The organism is Janthinobacterium silvisoli (assembly GCF_014200725.1).
In the GTDB taxonomy this organism is placed as follows: Bacteria; Pseudomonadota; Gammaproteobacteria; order Burkholderiales; family Burkholderiaceae_D; genus Janthinobacterium.
On sequence record NZ_JACHCL010000006.1, the window covers coordinates 97,598 to 114,536 of the forward strand.

Sequence of the window (16,939 nt, forward strand, 5' to 3'; positions counted from 1 at the left end):
CTTTGTTAACGCCAACCAAAAGGACCAGCAATGAAGCTAGCACATGTGCATGGCAGGATGCGCAGGCCAGGTCAGCGGCGGGCCGGGAGGTATCCAGCGCGGATCAATGGCTGGCAGCGGCACGTGGTAATTGTAGGGATTGATGATGATCGGCGGGATGGCCGATGGCGCACCGACGGGCTCGGCGAAGGACTGCTGGGCGCTACGTTGGCGCGTAGTATCATGGTCATGCAGGGATAACGATTGATCCCCGGTATCTGCAAACAAAAGCATGTTGCCCTCCTTGCTAGACTGAGGTATTCAGTATAGGACGGCTGACGTATATTTCAAGAAAAGAAATCTTGTTGATCAACAGGACAAGCAGGCCAGTCCGCTTTCCATACCGCGAAAATGACCGTCTGTCGCACGCCGCTGGCAGCCATGACGGTGGGCCATTACAGTGTGACCATGCTACACAAGAACACTACCCACTGAGGCCTGCCATGAAAAAAATTCTCACCTTCGTCTTTATCGTCATCCTTGCTTGTCTGCTCCTCGACAAGATTAGCGGCAACAACATGACGATGGAAATCAATGGCAATGACGTCGATGGCCCGCTGGAGTTTCTGTTTGGCATGATTTTCGCTGGCGGCGGCTTGCTGATCGCCCTGGTCGCGATAATCTGCGCTGCGGTGATGGTGGGCCTGGTGATGGCCGGGGTGGGGGTGCTGATGGTCGCCATCGTGGCAGGCTGTATCGCGCTGGGACTGCTCTTCAGCGCACCGTTCATGGTGCCGCTGCTGATTCCTATCGCCATCATCTGGGTTCTGGTCAGCCGTAACCGCAAGCACAGCAAATCCAACTAAAGCCCCTACGCCGGCGCCTAGCGGGTCATGAACTGGCTCAGCACGCCGTCGGCGCCACCATCGTTCTGTTCTATCCGGTTGCGCCCACCCCGCTTGGCGCGGTACAGGGCTTCATCGGCCCGCGCCAGCACCGCGTCGCAATCGGCATCCGTGCCCGCCATTGCCGCCATGCCAATGCTGACCGTGCTGTTGATGCGCACGCCACCATCGGTCGTCAAGACGCCGTCGGCCACGCGGCGGCGCAAGCGCTCTGCAAACACGGCGGCCGCCGCCAGGTCAGTGCCGGGCAGCAAAATGGCGAACTCTTCACCACCCACCCGGCCAGGCACGTCGACCTTGCGCAGCTCCTGGCACATGAGCGTTCCCAGGTGGCGCAGCACGGCGTCGCCCACCGCGTGGCCATGTTCGTCGTTGACCCGTTTGAAATGGTCGAGATCAAGCATCAGCACCGTGGCACAACTGGCCAGTTCGCGCTGCAGCCTGGCATGCTCATTTTCCAGCGCCGCCATGAAGTGACGCCGGTTCGGCAAACCGGTCAGAAAGTCGGTGGTGGCCAGTTGCAGCAATTCCGCATTCATCCGCTTGCGCTCGGTAATGTCCAGCGACGACACCATCACGAAGTCCAGGCTATCGACATGGCCCGGCATCACCAGCAAGCTCAATTCATTTTGCCGCACCGCGCCATCGAGGCGCACAAAACTGCCTTCGCATTCAAACAGATGGGCGCCGCCGGACAGCGCCAGCAAGGCATCGCCAAAGCAGCTCATCGCGTCGTCATCGAAATTTTGCGCCAGGCTCAGTGCCCCGCGCCGCTGGTCGTCCAGATTGGCGCGCACTTGTGCCAGCGCGGCGCCATTCGCATCGATGATGCGCACCAGGCCAGCCAGGCGTTTCAGTTCGCCCGGATGGGCTTGCCAATACGCGGCCAGATCGCCTACGCCCGACTGCAGCAGGGTATCGAGCGCATCGCGCACGGCCGACCAGTCCTGTTCCCACAAGGCCACCGGCGCATGGTCGTACAGGCTGCGGAAACGCGCTTCTCCCGCGCGCAGGGCCATTGCCACATGGGCTTGCTCGATCGCCATGCCGGCCAGATGCGCCGCCTCGCCCAGGCGCGCCAGATGGGTGGCGCCGGGCAACATGGGCTGGCGATGGTAGGCCATCAGCACGCCCAGCACCTTGCCCGAACCACTGCGCACGGGCTCGGCCCAGCACGACTGCAAGCGGGCGCGCCAGGCCAGCTCCATCGCGCCCGGGGGCCCGCCATCGGCCTGCAAGTTGCCCACGGCAATACGCTGGCCGCTGCGTACGGCTTGCGCCGCGATACCATGCACGCCGATCAGAGTATCGAGGTCATGCCCATGGCTGGACAGGTTGAAAAAAGCCGGCAGGCTGGGCGCAGCGCCCAGCACCAGGCGGTGGCGGCTATCATCGAGCAGCAAGATGCTGCACAGCATGGCCGGATGATCAGCCTGCACGCCCAGCACCACGCTCTCCAGCAACCTTTCCAGCGGCGCGCCCGTGGCCAGCATTTCCAGTACCTGGCGCCGCGTCGTTTCGCGCCGCTCCAGCTGGTTGCGCTCGCTGATATCGCGGAAAGTCCACAGCCGCGCACGGTCATTACCGAGCTGCATGCTGCGCACATATTGTTCGATCACCCTGCCATCACGCAGGTGCAGCACGTCGCGCCGCTCACGGTGTCCCTGCGGCGCATCGCTACGCGCGCCCAGGAAAGGCGCGGCCTGCTCCAGCTGCCCTTCCACATGGCGCACCAGTGCCTCGCCGTCCGCCTGCCAGTCGAGCGCATCGGGTACCTGCCACAAGTCGCGAAAGCGCCGGTTCGATGTAAAAATGTGGCCCGCCAGGTTATCGACCAGGATACCGTCGATGGTGGCATCGAGGATATTGCGCAGCATCGCCTGGCTGCGCTGCGCCGCTTCCGCCATCGCCAGCACGCTGGCCTGGCCCTGCGCCAGCTGCACCGCCATCTCGCTGGCGCGGGCCAGCGCCAGCCTGGCCCGCGACCGGCTGGCCGCCAGCAGCCAGGTGGATAGCGCCAGCAGCAAGCTGATCATTACACCAGCCGCCGCCACCGCGCGCGGCCGGGCCAGCTCATCGCCGCCGAAGCCGGGCATGGCCCGCACGCGCAAAGTCCAGGCATGGCCGGCAATGGTGATCAGGCGCGTCGATACCAGCGTGCCGGACGCCTGCGCCGACAGCGTTCCCGGCAGACTGTCGTACATCAGCGCTGCGTCGGCAAGCTGCGGGCCATCGTAGATTTCCAGGTCCAGCAGGCGCGACGCTTCACCACCCACGCCCGCCATCAGATCGTGCATGCGGAATGGCGCAAATACCCAGGCCCGCAAGGCGCTGCGGCGCTGCTGCACGTCGGCAAGCGCCAGGCCATGGGCATACACAGGCAAGATGATCAGGAAACCGGAGACCTCCTTGTGATAGCCATCCTGTACCAGGTGGATCTTGCCCGTCATGGCCGCCTGCCCCGTGTCGCGCGCCTGCTCCAGCGCCGCACGCCGCACCGGCTCGGACAGGATGTCATAACCAAACGCCAGCAAATTGCTGTCGCTGACAGGTTCCAGATAGGTAACTGGCGCGTGCGCGGAACGCTCGCCGGGCGGATGGATGACATAGTCAGGGTAGCCTTCGGCGCGCATCTGCGCTTCATGCCGGGCGCGCGCCGACCCGTTCACCAGCGGCAGATAGCCGATGCCGTGGATGCCGGGAAAATGCAGGTCTACCTGCTGCTGCGCAAGGTAAGTATGGAATTCTTCACGCGTGACTTCCTGCGAGCTGGCGTACAAACCCTGCACGCCGTGCAGCACCTGGATATAGGTCTGCATCCGGCCAGCGATATTGCCCGCCAGCTCACGCACGCGAAAATCGAAATCGGCTTGCACTTGCTGCCGGCTCACTTCGCTGGCATTGCGCCAGGCGCCGTACGTGAGTCCCAGGCACAGGAGAAATACCAGTGCGGCCAGCAGGCGCGGCCCCACCCAGTCCGACACCGGCTTGGAGAACCACGACGAAAACGTGCGTGTATGCATGAGGGCCAGGAAAAACAGTCGATAGCTCGGCAATCTGGGGCTGCGGCGAGCCTGGCTGCGGCTTGCAGCCTCATCGGCAACGACCATCAGTCGCCGATAAAAATGATACTACGTTACAGACGGCGGGCTGGCAACCACGCCATATGTATCAAAAAGACCACATAATCCTGCACAACGCGGGAGCAAAGAATCGCGCTGCGGGAGCGGTGCGCACAGTAGTTGGCCGGGCTATACCCGGCCTTTACAAGAAGATAGAGACTACTTACTTGACAGCCTTGCGCGCCGCATATTGCTGATAACCGTTGGCGCGCAGCGCGCAGGCGGGGCAAGTGCCGCAGCCATAACCCCAGTCATGCAGTTCACCGCGCTCGCCCAGATAGCAGGTGTGCGTGCCGCTGCGGATCAGATCGACCAGCGGCTGGCCGCCCAGGTCTTCGGCCAGGTCCCAGCTTTGCGCCTTGTCTAGCCACATCAGCGGCGTTTCCAGCTTCAACCGCGTATCCATGCCCAGGTTCAGCGCCACTTGCAGCGCCTTCATCGTGTCGTCGCGGCAATCCGGGTAACCGGAGAAATCCGTCTCGCACATGCCGCCGACCAGCACCGTCAAGCCGCGGCGATACGCCACGGTGGCCGCCACCGTCATGAACAGCAGGTTACGGCCAGGCACGAAAGTATTCGGCAAGCCATTTGCCTGCATCACGATTTCCACATTCTGCGTCATCGCCGTATCGGAAATGGCGGAAATCAGCGACAGGTCTATCATATGGTCTTCGCCAAGCCGGCTGTTCCACTCGGGCGACTGCTCGCGCATCTGCTGCAGCAAGCCGGGACGCACGGTCAGCTCGATCGCATGGCGCTGGCCATAGTCAAAGCCGATGGTTTCCACGCGGCTATAGTGTTTCAAGGCCCAGGCCAGGCAGGTGGTGGAGTCTTGCCCACCGCTAAAGAGCACCAGTGCGGAGTCGGTTGCTAGCATAATCTTTATTCCTTCTGTTTATCTGTTGCAATAGTGCGCAGGGAAACATGTTCCCTGCGCAAAAGATACTTATTCGTCCGCCATCAATTTACCTAATCCGGTAACATGCAGTCAGCATTTACTCATCTGGAGCACCATGTTTTCTGCACGATCACCAGGACATATAGCGGCCGACAAGGCGATACGACCACGAATTTTGGCACAACTGGTGACAAAAGTAATGGGACAACTGACGCTGGCCGTCGCAGGCGGCGCCATCCTGATGTTTCCAATGAGCTATGCCCAGGCGCAAACGGCACAGGAAACGCCTGCGGACGATGCGACAGCCGGGCAGCCGGCCGCCGAAGTAGCCGCCGAAACAACAGCGCCTGCCCTGCAATACGACGTCAAGGTGAATGCACCGGGCGACCTCGATGAGCTACTGGAAAAAAACCTGGAACTGGAACGTTTCCGCGGCAACCCGCGCATGGACCGCGAACAATTGCAGCGCCTGGTCCGTGATGCGCCCGAGCAAGTCAAGAACCTGGTGGCTACGGCCGGCTTTTACACGCCCACCGTCAAGGTACGGGTTGATACCACCGGTAGCAAGCCGGTCGTCATCGTCGATGTGGAACCAGGGCAGCCCGTCACCATCGACAAGGTCGAGCTGGAATTGCGTGGTTTCGACTCCACGCCGCCGCTGGCCGCCAGCGAACCGTACGATACTGAAGCGCTCAAACGCAGCTGGGCCTTGAAAACGGGCGAGGTGTTCCGCCAGTCGGACTGGGAATCGGCCAAGCGTGCCCTGCTGCGCGAAGTGGTGCAGACGCGCTACCCGCGCGCCCAGCTGCTCGACACACAAGCCGTGGTCGATCCCGACACGCACAAGGTGTCCTTGCTGGTAGTGCTGGACAGCGGCCCCGAGCTGCGCTTTGGCGAGCTGCGCATCGAGGGCTTGAAGCGCTATCCGGAAAACATCATCACCAATCTGAACAAGATACACGCCGGCGACTATTACAGCGAGACGGCCTTGCAAGCCTACCAGGCCGCCTTGCAGGATACGGGCTACTTTGCCAGCGTGGAAGTGAGCGCCGACATGAGCAGCATCCTCAGCGAACAGATCGAGGCAGGCCAGGCCAGCCAGGAGGGCGCCGAGGCGCCTGCCGGCGCGCCAGCAGCCAAGCCCGTGTATCGCGGACCGGCGCCGCAATTGCCGCTGGTGGTGCGCGTCACGGAAAACAAGCAGCAAAACGTCAGCGCCGGTATCGGTTTCAGTACCAATACGGGTAACCGGGTCCAGCTCAACTATGACAATCTGAACGTCTGGGGCACGCGTTTCAAGAGCGCGATCACGATGGAAACCAAGAAGCAGGCGGCGCACACCAACTTCTATCTGCCCACCACCGCGCGCGGCTATAGCGACAGCGTGGGCGCCTCGTTCGAGCGCAGCGATATTTCCAACGAGATCACGGCCGTGTCGGCCATCTCGGCCAAACGCAACTGGGGCGGCACCAACCTGGAACGCAGCCTGACCTTCGAATTCCTCAAGGAAGACAAGACGGTGGTGGGCCTGGAACAAACGCGCAGCAAGAGCTTGCCGCTGACCTATTCCATTACCAAGCGCGACCTCGACAGCCTGCTGTTCCCCACCCGCGGCTACGTCATCAATGCCCAGGTGGGTGGCGCGCTGTTGCCCGTGCTCACAGACGAGCGCTTCGTGCGCGTGGCCGCCAAGACGGTCTGGTACCGTCCGCTCGGCGAAAAAGGCGAAGTCATCCTGCGCGGCGAAATGGGCGCGCTGGGCTCGAAAGATAAAAAAGGCGTGCCGGCCGTCTATCTGTTCCGTGCCGGCGGCGACCAGTCCGTGCGCGGCTATGCCTACCAGGAACTGGGCGTCAAGGAAGGCGACGCTACTGTCGGTGGCCGCTACATGGCCACCGCCAGTGCCGAATACCAATACTGGTTCTTGCCGAAATGGGCGATTGCCACCTTTTATGACGCCGGTAATTCGGCCGATACAGTCAAAGGCGCACTGACGCCGAAATCCGGTTACGGCCTGGGCGGACGCTACAAGAGTCCTGTCGGCCCCATCAACGTTGACGTGGCCTATGGCCACGCCGTCCACGCCTATCGTTTGCACTTTTCCCTGGGATTCACTTTCTGATGTCTGAAATCACTACCGAGTCTCCCGATACTCCCGGCACCCCGCCGCCAGCGAAAAAACCGCGCCGCTGGCCCCGTTACCTGGCCATCGGCATGGCTAGCCTGGCCATACTGCTGGGCGCCGCCTTCTGGTTCCTGGGCCGGGAATCGACCTTGCAGCTGCTGGTGCAAAAAGTGGCCAGCGCCAGCGGCGGCGAAATCGAAGTGAGCGGCGTGTCCGGCTCGCTGTACAACCGCATGCACCTGGGCCATGTCAGCTACCGCAGCAAGACGCAACACATCACGGCCGAGAATATCGACATCAACTGGTCGCCGTTCCAGTATTTCTCGGAAGGCATCGCCATCAGCGAATTGCATGTGGCCAGCCTGTCCGTGGAAAGCACGGGCCCGTCCGACGAACCAGCCACCATGCCCACCAGCCTGGCATCGCCATTCAAGGTCGGCATCAGCGATGCGCGCCTGGACAAGCTGACCCTGGTCAGCGCGGGCGGCAACACGGTGCTGGAAAAAATTCACCTCACCTTGTCGGGCGACAAGAATGAATGGCGCTTGAGCGATGCCTCCGTCAGCACGCCGTTTGGCCTGGCCAAGGCGGACGCCACCATCGGCGCCACGCAGCCATTCAAACTGAAGGGCACGGCCAGCCTGACCCAGCTCAACCCGGCTACCGGCGAAAAACCGGCCGCCGTGGCCCTGCAACTGGGCGGCGACTTGAATCTGCTCAATATCACGGCCAAGGGCAGCGCCGGGCCCGCCACGGCGGATGCGCGGCTGGCACTGGCGCCGTTCGACCCGGTGATCATCCTGCGTTCGGCCAATATCCAGGGCCGCAACATCAACCCCGGCCAGTTTGACGCCACCCTGCCGCAAGCGGACCTGAGCCTGGACCTGGACGCTGCCATCGGCGACAAGCAAACTGTCTCCGGTAAATTGTCGGTGCTGAATCACGCCACGCCAGGGCCGATCGATCAGCACAAATTGCCGCTGCGCCAGCTCGATGCGCACCTGGGCGGCACCCTGACAGCCACCACGCTGGAATCGGCGCTGATCGACCTGGCTGCTGCCGGTAAATTTACCGGTAGCGGCAAGCTGGACCGCGAGGCCGCCGATGGCCCGATCGGCAGCGCGCACCTGTCCTTGCATACGGACAGCATCAATTTGCAACATGTGTACAGCAGCATCAACAGCACCAAAATCGTGGGCGACATCGTGTTGGACAGCGACGGCAAGACACAAACCCTGCGCGCCAAACTGGGCGAAGCCAAGCTGCGCCTGGACCTGGAAGCGAGCATGGCGGACTCCCTGGTGCAACTGAGCAAGGCAACCTTGCAAGCGGGCAAGAGCCAAATCAACGCCACCGGCCAGATCAGTCTCAAGGATGAACAAGCCTTCAAGGCGGTGGCCAGCGCCAGCCGTTTGAACCCGGCCGATTTTGGCGCCTTCCCCGTGGCTGACCTGAACCTCGATGTGCGGGCGAATGGCCACGTTGCGCCGCAATGGCTGGCCAATGCGGACTTTACCGTGCGCCCCAGCAAGTTGCTGGACCAGCCTTTGTCCGGCAAGGGCAAGCTGACGGCCGATGCCCAGCACTTCAGCGGCATCGATGTGGCACTGGCGCTGGGCAAGAACACCATCGCGGCCAAGGGCAACTTTGGCGGCGCCGGTGAAAAACTGAACTGGAATGTCGATGCGCGGCAACTGTCCGCCGTGCAGAGCGACTTGCTCGGTGCAATCATTGCCAGCGGCGTCGTGCAAGGCAGCTTGCAGCAGCCGCGCAGCACCTTTGTGGCCGATGCCAAAGGACTGGGCTTGACCAGCGGCAAGCGCCCCGTGGCCGACAGTCTGATCCACGCCAGCGGCGAAGTGGGGCTGACAGGACCGAAGAAGGAAGCCGAGCTGAAAGTGGCCGGCAGCGTGGAAAAAATCAACCCGGCCGCGTTTGGCGCCCTGCCGGTCGGCAATATCAACGCCAGTTTTGATGGCAGCGGCCGCCTGACCAGCGACTGGAAAGTCGCCCTGAACCTGGCCTTGCGCGAATCGACCTTGCAAAACGCGCCGCTGGCCGGCTACGCCAAATTGTCGGCCAATGCCAAAAGAGTCGACAACGCCGACGTGGAATTGCGCCTGGGACCGAACAGCCTGCTGGCCAAGGGCGCGCTGGGTGGCGCCACCGACAAGCTGGACTGGAAACTCGATGCGCCGCAATTGTCCACTCTGGGCCCGCGCTTTGCCGGCGTGCTGCGCGCCTCCGGTTCCGTTTCCGGCAAGATGGAAGCGCCCGCTGCGCAACTGTCGCTCGATGGCAAGGACTTGACCTTCTTTGGCGACCAGCAATTGAAAACCGTCAAAGGCAGCGCCAGCGTGGGCGCCGGCCAGGGCGCACAAGACGCCATGGCCAGCGACCTGGAAATTACCGGCTATAGCACGCCCACCTTCAAGCTGGCTGGCGCGCGTTTGAAATCGACAGGTACGCGCGGCAGCCACACCATCAACCTGGCGGCGCGCAATGACGATTTCGACGCCAGCGTGCAAATCCACGGCAGCCAGAGCGGCGCCAACTGGACGGGCAGCATCGACAGCCTGCAAAACAAGGGCCGTTATGCGCTGGTCTTGCAAGCACCGGTGCCCGTGCGCGTGGCTGGCCCGGCCGGCAGCGGCGTGGCGGGACTGGGCCAGCCGGAACAGATTTCCGTCGGCAACACCGTCATCAAATTGCCAGCCGGCAGCATCACCATGCAAAACCTGAACAAGGACGGCGCCCGCTGGACCAGTTCGGGCCAGGCGGCCGGCGTGGCGTTGACGTATCTGTCGCAAGTCATTCCTGCACTGCAAGCGAACACCCGCAGCGACCTGACCCTGGGCGCGCAATGGTCGCTCGACATGACGGCGGCGACTGCCAAGCAGAAAGAACCGGCCTTGGCAGGCATGCTGCATGTGTACCGCGAAAAAGGCGATGTGACGGTGGGCGTGGATGCGCCGCTGGCACTGGGCCTGCGCACCCTCGATGCGCGGGTCGATATCGCCAACCAGCAGTTGCGCCTGCAAGTCAAACTCGACGGCGCGCGCGCAGGCCAGAGCGATATCAATGCCACCGTGCGCATGCTCGATGGACGTATCAGCAATGACAGTGCGCTCAGCCTGACGGGCACCACCAGCATCGCCTCGCTGTCCTGGCTGGCGCCGCTGACGGGACAGCCGGGCCTGGAACTGGGTGGCGGCGTGACGGTGGCCCTGACAGGCAGCGGCACCATCGGCGCGCCGAAATTGAATGGCGATATCAACGGCAGCAAGCTGCTGGTGAGCTGGGCCGACCAGGGCTTGAAGCTGCGCAATGGCGTGCTGCAAGCCAAGCTGGCTGGCGACCAGTTGCAATTGCAGCGCCTGAGCTTTGACGGCGGCGACGGCAAGGTGCAGGCAGACGGCTGGGTGCGTTTTGCAAATGGCGAAGCCAGCCTGGAATTGAAATTGATGGCCGACCGCCTGCAAGCGTTGTCGCGTCCCGACCGCACCCTGGTCTTGTCGGGTAATAGCACCCTGGTGCGCAATGACAAGCGTTTCAGTTTCGACGGCAAGTTCAAGGCCAACCGCGCCCTGATCGAACTGGCGCCGCAAGACACGCCCACGCAAAGCAATGACGTCGTCGTGCTGGGCAAGAAAACCGCGGCCAGCAAGGAAGCGCCTTCATTACCCCTGAATATCGACCTGGAGTTTGACCTGGGCAACGCCTTCCATTTGCGCGGCATGGGACTGGACGCCGACCTGGAAGGCAATGTGCGCGCCCGCGTGCTGAACCGCGCCGCGCCGCGCGTGACGGGCAGCATCCGGGTCGCCAGCGGCGTGTATGCCGCTTACGGCCAGAAACTGTCGATCGACCGGGGCGTGATCAATTTCACGGGCGCCTACGACAACCCGGCCTTGAATATCCTGGCCGTGCGCAAGCGTCCGGAAGGCGATACCTTGTCGGAAACCAACGTCGAAGCAGGCGTGGAAGTGCGCGGTACGGCCCAGGCGCCGACCGCCAAGCTGGTGTCCACGCCGAACGTGTCCGACAGCGACAAGCTGGCCTGGCTGATCCTCGGCCACGGTGCGGAAGCGGCGGCCGGCGATGAAATGGCCTTGCTGACGACCGCTGCCGGCGCCCTGTTCGGCGGCACGGGCGGCGGCCTGCAAGGCAAGCTGGCCAGCTCGCTGGGCCTCGATGAAGTAGGCTTGTCGCAAGCCCAGGGCCTGGAAAGCACGGTCGTCACGGTCGGCAAGCGCTTGTCGTCGCGCGCCTACCTGACGTTCGAGCAAGGCACCAGCACGGCCAGCAGCCTGGTCAAGCTGCGCTACAAACTGGACCGCCGCTTCACCCTGCAATTCCAGACCGGCACCAATAATGCGCTGGACGTGTTGTATACGTGGGCGTTTGATTAATTTAAAAGACAAGCACCGACAACAAAGGGCGCCTCGGCGCCCTTTTCTTTACTTGCTTCAAACAGCCTTACTCAGCTACATCCAGGCCGCGCTCTATCATGCCTTCGACATAGGCGCTCAGATACTGTTCCAGCGCCGGGCCGGACAGTACGTTGGCTGTCAGTGCGCCGTGCGGCGAGCCTTTCAGTACGCCGTCGTGGTACACGCGCGCGATCCAGCCCACGTCCGCTCCGGGCGTGTAATCGATTTCGTAGTCAAACGACTCTCCGCTGACTTTGCGCGTATAAACTTCCTTGATAATTGCCATCTAAAACAGCCTTTCTTGACGAGATTAACTGGGGTGCGGATCGGGTACGGGATCGTCCTGCGGCACCGGATGCACGGGACCGGGATGGTGGCCTGGCGACGTGTCTGGCGCCCATGCGGGTTCATGAGCAGGTTGGGGCTCATCGGCAGGCGCCGGATCGGGCGCGCGGTGGGCATCGATAGCGATGGCTGGCATGGCTGGCCTCCTTGACGGCAAAGGAAGACCATACCACGCAATGCCCACCTGTTGCCTTTATTTCACGGCTTGCCTGACTTCCGTTTCAGTCGGCTTGGCGTTCTTTACATATTTCTCCAGCCAGTTGTTGCTTTCATACAGCATCTGCATGATCGATTCGCGTGCGCGGTAGGCGTGGCTTTCATTGGGCAACATGACCAGGCGCGCCGTGCCGCCCAAGCCTTTCACGGCCTGGAACATGCGCTCGCTCTGGATCGGGAAGGTGCCGGAGTTGTTGTCCTGCTCGCCATGGATCATCAACAGCGCATCCTTGATCTTGTCCGCATAGTTAAATGGCGACATGGCTTGATAGACATCCTGCGCCTTCCAGAACGAGCGGTCTTCCGCCTGGAAGCCGAATGGCGTCAACGTGCGGTTGTAGGCGCCGCTGCGGGCGATACCGGCACGGAACAGCCGCGTGTGCGCCAGCAGGTTGCCCGTCATGAATGCACCATACGAGTGGCCGCCGATGGCGATGCGGTTACGGTCGCTCACGCCACGCTTGACCACCTCGTTGACCGCCGCTTCGGCGTCAGCCACCAGCTGCGTCAGATACGTGTCGTTCGGTTCCTGCTCGCCATTGCCGACGATGGGGAACGATGGATTATCCAGCACGGCATAACCCATCGACAAAAAGGCCGCCGGGCCCCAGTAGCTGACGGCATTGAATTTAAACGGCGAGCCCTTGGTCTGGCTGGCGGCGCTGGCCGATTTGAATTCCTGCGGGTAAGCCCACATCAGGGTCGGCAGCGGGCCGTCGCGCTTGACGTCATAGCCAGGCGGCAGCATCAGGGTAGCGGTCAAGTCCACGCCATCGGCGCGCTTGTAGCGTATCAACTCTTTCTGCACCTCTTTCAATTGCGGCAGCGGATGCGGGAAATGCGTCAGCGCCGTCAATTGGGCCGCGCCCTGCTGCTTCAGGTTGCGCACATAATAGTTCGGCTGTTCCGTTGGCGCTTCGCGCGTGGACAGCAAACGGCTGCCGTCTTCATCAAGCACGGCCACCACGTTTTCATAATACGGCGCGGTGCTCTGAAACAGGCGCTCGGTTTTTTTCGTCGTCAGGTTGAAGCGGTCGATGAAGGGGCGATCGCCTTCGCTCGAAGCCCCCTGGCCGTCGAGCAGGATGGAGTTGTCGGCAGCGATCAGCAGGCGCGGCAAACCAGCCGCGTCAGCACGCATCACAGGCTGGCCCGGATCGTTGTAGCGGTCTTCCAGCGAACGGGACGACAACAACTCGGCTGGCGTAGCTGGCTGGTCTGGCGTGATTTTCCATTGCTTCACAACCCGCGTCTTGTACCAGCCTTCCGTCAATAGCGCCAGGTCGCCCCGGCCCCAGGCCACGCCCAGATAGCGCGAAGCCAGCTTGGCCAGCACAGCAGGTTTCACCGTGAACGGCGCCGCCTGCGTGTAGACGATATCGCGGATATCAGCCGCCTTGGCCGGATCGCCGCCATCCTGCGCTTCGGCCCAGACCAGGGTAGCTGGTGCATCAACGCGCCACGTCACGTCGCGTACGCCGACAGACACGGCGTCATTGCCGGGTGGCAGGCCCTCTTCCAGCGGCAAGGTCGCCACCGTATGGGTGACCTTGCCGGCCAGGTCGCGCACTTCGATCTTGTGGCCGAAATCATAGGCCGGTACGATGTAGGAATACGGGCGCACGATGCTGGTCGTCAGCAAGTTCTTGCCATCAGGCGAGCTCGATACGCGCGAGAACTGGCCAGGCTGGCCCACCAGGCGCTGCTTGCCTGTCACGTCGAGCAAGGCCAGCTGCACGGTGATGTAGTGTTCAAACAGTTTCGCGTCTTCTTCGTTCTTCAGCAGATCGGGATAGGTGCGCAATTGCTTCACGCCACCGCCCGGATTGCTATCCTGCGTGGCAGGCCCCGTCGGTATGCCGGACGGCTGCGGCGCGGCACCCAGCTTGGCCGGTTTCAGCTGCACCAGCAAAGTTTTGCTGTCTGGCAGCCAGGAAAAACCCCGGCCATACACAGCCGACAAAGGCTGGCTGCCCAGCTTGCGCGCCACTTTCGTTTGCACGTCGAGCAGCCACAGTTCCACGCCGGACTCTTTGACACCCTTGGCCGGATCGGCATAGGCGATATGCGTAAACGCCAGGTAATGCTGGTCAGGCGACCAGGCCAGATCGGCGATGCGCGGCGTTGCCGGCAAGCCGCTGACCTTGATCTCTTTCTGCGTATCGATGTCGAGCAGGCCCAGGCCCGTGTAGAAGCTGAAACGGCTGGACGAATAGGTGCGTGGATTGATGCGCAGGCCGGCCAGCTTCAGTTCCGGCTGCGCCACTTCGCGGATGCTGGGCAATGACGGCGTCGGCAGCACGGCCGCCAGGTTGCGTTTCGGGCTCAGGCTCAAGGTTGGTGCACGCGGTGCGTCAACGATGGCTTGCAGGGGAGCGGGAGGCAGTTGATAACCGCTATCTTGCGCCATCGCCATTGAAGACGAGGCCAATAAGCCAACAGTGATAGGCAGTAACGGCAGCGGCGAACGTGTAGACATGGAACTCCAGGAATGGTGATTGATCAATAAGAGTGGTCAATAAAGATGCTGCACCGCGCCGCTCCTGGCGGCACTGTGGGACAGAGCATATTGATGACATGGCATGAAAATGTCAATAAGCAACTTTTTCCGCCTGCGCGGCAACGCCGCAGGGACAGTGATCTGGCTTACAATCGCTGTTTTATCCGCACCCGAACGCATCCATGGAAACCACCACCCTTGCCCTGCTCTGCCTTGCACCGCTGCTCGTCTGGCGCATTTATTCACGCCTGAAAAAACTGGTGGCGCGCCAGCAATCGCATCTGTGGCGCCACTGGCTGGTGGCGATCGGTTTTCCCGTGCTGATTTTATTCCTGGCAACGACGACCAAATTCGACATCCTGCCCCTGTCCAGCCTGGGTGCGGGCGTGCTGGCCGGCGGTTGGCTGGGCGTGCTGGGCCTGAAGCTGACCCGCTTCGAACAGGTCGGCAAACATTTCTTTTTCACCCAGCACCGCTACCTGGCCCTGGCGATCACCATGCTGTTCGTCGCCCGCCTGCTGTACCGCGGCATGGAAATCTACCTGAACACGCGCCTGGCGGTGCCCGTACCGCCACCGCCTTTCGGCCAAAGCCCGCTGACCATGGCTGCCTATGGCTTGTTTACCGGCTACTACGCTACCTATGCATGGGGCTTGATTCGCTGGAGGAAGCGCAACCAGACTTTGCAGAGCTCTGAATAACTAGAAAAAACTAGAACAGCTCGCACAAGCCGACGCATTCCGTCATCGCCAGCGGCCTACGTATTATCAGCAGCGCTGCTGCCAGGGAAGGATCAAGGTCGGCATCAGCGCCGGCTATACTGTTTAGCAAGAACTGACGCAGGAACGGCGGCATCAGGCGGGCATGCGCTACGGCATGCTCTGCCGCCGCCTCCAGCAGCACTTTCTTTTGTTGCACGTTCCAATGAGGTCCGTTAACAGACTGCACCACGCCGCTATAAGCCACGATCGAGCTTTTGACGAAGTCGCGTACACGCAAAGATTGGCTAACGCTCATCTCCTGTGTTTGCCTGGGAACGAACTCGGCTTCCATCAAGCCGATCAGATGCGCATTGCAATGCAGGCCAAACGCAATGAAGGCACTGATTTCATCGCCAAAGTCTTCTAACAGTGCGGCTTGTAGCTGCTCTGGCTGCGTGCCGGCAAATGGCCGGGGATGCTTGACATGGAAGTCGTAATACATTTTGGCGAGGTCATTGACCTGATCGCAAATGGCCGTACTCTGCGCTACATTTTTCAGCGCGGTATCAGACGCCTGGTAAAAAATCTGTCCATCCGTCAGGCGTGCAAACAAGGCAGCCACATCAGGATCGTACATGCGCGGCATCCGGCCTTGCTCCATTGCCGCCGACGCCAGGGCACGAAACCGGGCGCTATCGTCCTGATAATCTCTCAAACTATCTGCCCAGGCGGCTGGCGCAATGAACGCAGCCACAAGACAAAGCAGGCGACCGATGCGGCGCACCGGCAAAGCAATCAATTCATTCATGGCATCCATCTTTAATCGAAACAAGACATAGCAACTCAGGCTGCCCGATGCAGCCGGAACGGGTGGGCCGCCATATAGAACAGGCCCAGCGATTACCCTGGCAGACGATGGCAAAGCTGCCCCCCCCAGTTTAATCGGCAGCATCAATATGCCGGTCGCCAACACCGGTGAGATAAAGAATAATTTTGCCAGACACAGCAAGAAAAACGATCAGGCTGCAACAGCCCAGGCTACGCTTCAAAGTGTGCAATGGTGGGATTGGTGCCAAGGAAGTTAAATAATTTGCAATTATGGATTAAATATATCCACAGGGCAATAAAATCATCTTCTAGCGGATGATCGTCAGTCGAGGCCAGCGCTGCACATCATATTTCTCGACTAGTCGCCTGGCGTAACCGTCCGCACTAATGCGTACTGGATTGTGCCGTACCAACATATTGAATAAATCATCCAGACCATACGGTGCGATAATATTAATATTGCCGTTAGCTTCCAGATAAACACCAACCGCCGTCGCATAGTCCGGCCAGGAAGCAATGGCATCCTCCAGCGACAGCAAGGGCGATACGGCATAGCCGAAATAGGCTTCGAACCACAAATGTACGCCAGCCTGATTGCACACTTCCCACGGCATTCCAGGCGAGAGCATTTCCAGGCGTTCACGCAACTGTGTTTCACACTGCGGCTGTAGATTGCCAGCATCAAAATAGGCAACATCAATATCGCTGAGGGCCGACGGTACTTCAAAGCCGTGCAAGGCATCCCACACCAGATTGCGCACGGCCCCCGCGCCGATGCAGCAGGAAGGCAGGTCTAATTGTGCAACGGCTTGCAAAGCCCGCATGAACCAGGGGGTATCGTTGACCAGACTGCGCAGGCGCTCGGCCAATGCTTCCTGGGTAGTCAA

The 16,939-nt window shown here is 61.4% G+C and carries 12 protein-coding genes; 4 read left to right on the forward strand and 8 right to left on the reverse strand.

Translation table 11 applies throughout. From position 1 onward, the window contains the following. Positions 1-36 precede the first annotated feature (36 nt). The gene (locus HDE75_RS22105; protein ID WP_183680549.1) at positions 37-273 is read right to left on the reverse strand and encodes a hypothetical protein; all 237 of its coding nucleotides are present in this window, start codon (positions 271-273) and stop codon (positions 37-39) included. 209 nt (positions 274-482) lie between these two features. On the opposite strand from HDE75_RS22105, the gene HDE75_RS22110 reads away from it, so the two are divergent. Next, positions 483-845: a hypothetical protein gene (locus HDE75_RS22110; RefSeq protein WP_183680551.1), complete on the forward strand. Its 363-nt coding sequence runs from the start codon at positions 483-485 to the stop codon at positions 843-845. 17 nt (positions 846-862) lie between these two features. Here the strand turns inward: HDE75_RS22110 and HDE75_RS22115 are convergent, their stop codons facing one another. After that, a complete protein-coding gene (locus tag HDE75_RS22115; RefSeq protein ID WP_221291971.1) occupies positions 863-3,907 on the reverse strand; it encodes a CHASE domain-containing protein in 3,045 nt (1,014 codons plus the stop codon). A 262-nt stretch (positions 3,908-4,169) separates the two neighbouring features. Then, positions 4,170-4,883 (reverse strand): 7-cyano-7-deazaguanine synthase QueC, encoded by a 714-nt coding sequence (gene queC, locus HDE75_RS22120; RefSeq protein ID WP_183680553.1) that lies wholly within the window; start codon positions 4,881-4,883, stop codon positions 4,170-4,172. A 220-nt stretch (positions 4,884-5,103) separates the two neighbouring features. Between queC and HDE75_RS22125 the strand changes: the two genes are divergently transcribed. Next, positions 5,104-7,026 (forward strand): autotransporter assembly complex protein TamA, encoded by a 1,923-nt coding sequence (locus tag HDE75_RS22125; RefSeq protein ID WP_183680555.1) that lies wholly within the window; start codon positions 5,104-5,106, stop codon positions 7,024-7,026. Next, positions 7,026-11,441 carry a translocation/assembly module TamB domain-containing protein gene (locus HDE75_RS22130; RefSeq protein ID WP_183680558.1) on the forward strand — a complete coding sequence of 1,472 codons (4,416 nt, stop codon included), beginning with the start codon at positions 7,026-7,028 and terminating at the stop codon, positions 11,439-11,441. The genes HDE75_RS22125 and HDE75_RS22130 overlap by 1 nt, the downstream gene beginning before the upstream one ends. A 67-nt stretch (positions 11,442-11,508) precedes the next feature. Here HDE75_RS22130 and HDE75_RS22135 read toward each other — a convergent pair whose 3' ends face one another. Genes HDE75_RS22135 through HDE75_RS22145 form a run of 3 tightly spaced genes read right to left on the reverse strand, consistent with a single transcriptional unit; the run spans position 11,509 to position 14,502 of the window. Then, complete coding sequence (locus HDE75_RS22135; protein WP_183680560.1) at positions 11,509-11,748, reverse strand: hypothetical protein; 240 nt, start codon at positions 11,746-11,748, stop codon at positions 11,509-11,511. Between the two features lie 24 nt (positions 11,749-11,772). After that, on the reverse strand, positions 11,773-11,943 hold the full coding sequence (locus HDE75_RS22140) for a hypothetical protein (RefSeq protein ID WP_183680562.1): 171 nt from the start codon (positions 11,941-11,943) through the stop codon (positions 11,773-11,775). A 57-nt stretch (positions 11,944-12,000) separates the two neighbouring features. Continuing rightward, positions 12,001-14,502, reverse strand: a complete 2,502-nt coding sequence (locus HDE75_RS22145; RefSeq protein WP_260174257.1) for an alpha/beta hydrolase family protein — start codon at positions 14,500-14,502, stop codon at positions 12,001-12,003. Between the two features lie 203 nt (positions 14,503-14,705). Here HDE75_RS22145 and HDE75_RS22150 point away from each other — a divergent pair, with 203 nt between their 5' ends. Next, positions 14,706-15,224 (forward strand): CcdC protein domain-containing protein, encoded by a 519-nt coding sequence (locus HDE75_RS22150; protein WP_183680564.1) that lies wholly within the window; start codon positions 14,706-14,708, stop codon positions 15,222-15,224. 10 nt (positions 15,225-15,234) lie between these two features. On the opposite strand, the gene HDE75_RS22155 is transcribed toward HDE75_RS22150, so the two are convergent. Next, complete coding sequence (locus tag HDE75_RS22155; RefSeq protein WP_183680566.1) at positions 15,235-16,032, reverse strand: hypothetical protein; 798 nt, start codon at positions 16,030-16,032, stop codon at positions 15,235-15,237. Between the two features lie 328 nt (positions 16,033-16,360). After that, positions 16,361-16,939, reverse strand: coding sequence for a nucleotidyltransferase family protein (locus HDE75_RS22160; RefSeq protein ID WP_260174258.1), 579 nt, complete (start codon positions 16,937-16,939; stop codon positions 16,361-16,363).

Coding starts and splice junctions, on each gene's coding strand:
- HDE75_RS22150 (WP_183680564.1), top strand. CDS start 14,706: ATGGAAACCACCACCCTTGCCCTGCTCTGCCTTGCACCGCTGCTCGTC.
- HDE75_RS22110 (WP_183680551.1), top strand. CDS start 483: ATGAAAAAAATTCTCACCTTCGTCTTTATCGTCATCCTTGCTTGTCTG.
- HDE75_RS22130 (WP_183680558.1), top strand. CDS start 7,026: ATGTCTGAAATCACTACCGAGTCTCCCGATACTCCCGGCACCCCGCCG.
- HDE75_RS22125 (WP_183680555.1), top strand. CDS start 5,104: ATGGGACAACTGACGCTGGCCGTCGCAGGCGGCGCCATCCTGATGTTT.
- HDE75_RS22105 (WP_183680549.1), bottom strand. CDS start 273: ATGCTTTTGTTTGCAGATACCGGGGATCAATCGTTATCCCTGCATGAC.
- HDE75_RS22145 (WP_260174257.1), bottom strand. CDS start 14,502: ATGTCTACACGTTCGCCGCTGCCGTTACTGCCTATCACTGTTGGCTTA.
- HDE75_RS22140 (WP_183680562.1), bottom strand. CDS start 11,943: ATGCCAGCCATCGCTATCGATGCCCACCGCGCGCCCGATCCGGCGCCT.
- HDE75_RS22155 (WP_183680566.1), bottom strand. CDS start 16,032: ATGAATGAATTGATTGCTTTGCCGGTGCGCCGCATCGGTCGCCTGCTT.
- HDE75_RS22135 (WP_183680560.1), bottom strand. CDS start 11,748: ATGGCAATTATCAAGGAAGTTTATACGCGCAAAGTCAGCGGAGAGTCG.
- HDE75_RS22115 (WP_221291971.1), bottom strand. CDS start 3,907: ATGCATACACGCACGTTTTCGTCGTGGTTCTCCAAGCCGGTGTCGGAC.
- queC (WP_183680553.1), bottom strand. CDS start 4,883: ATGCTAGCAACCGACTCCGCACTGGTGCTCTTTAGCGGTGGGCAAGAC.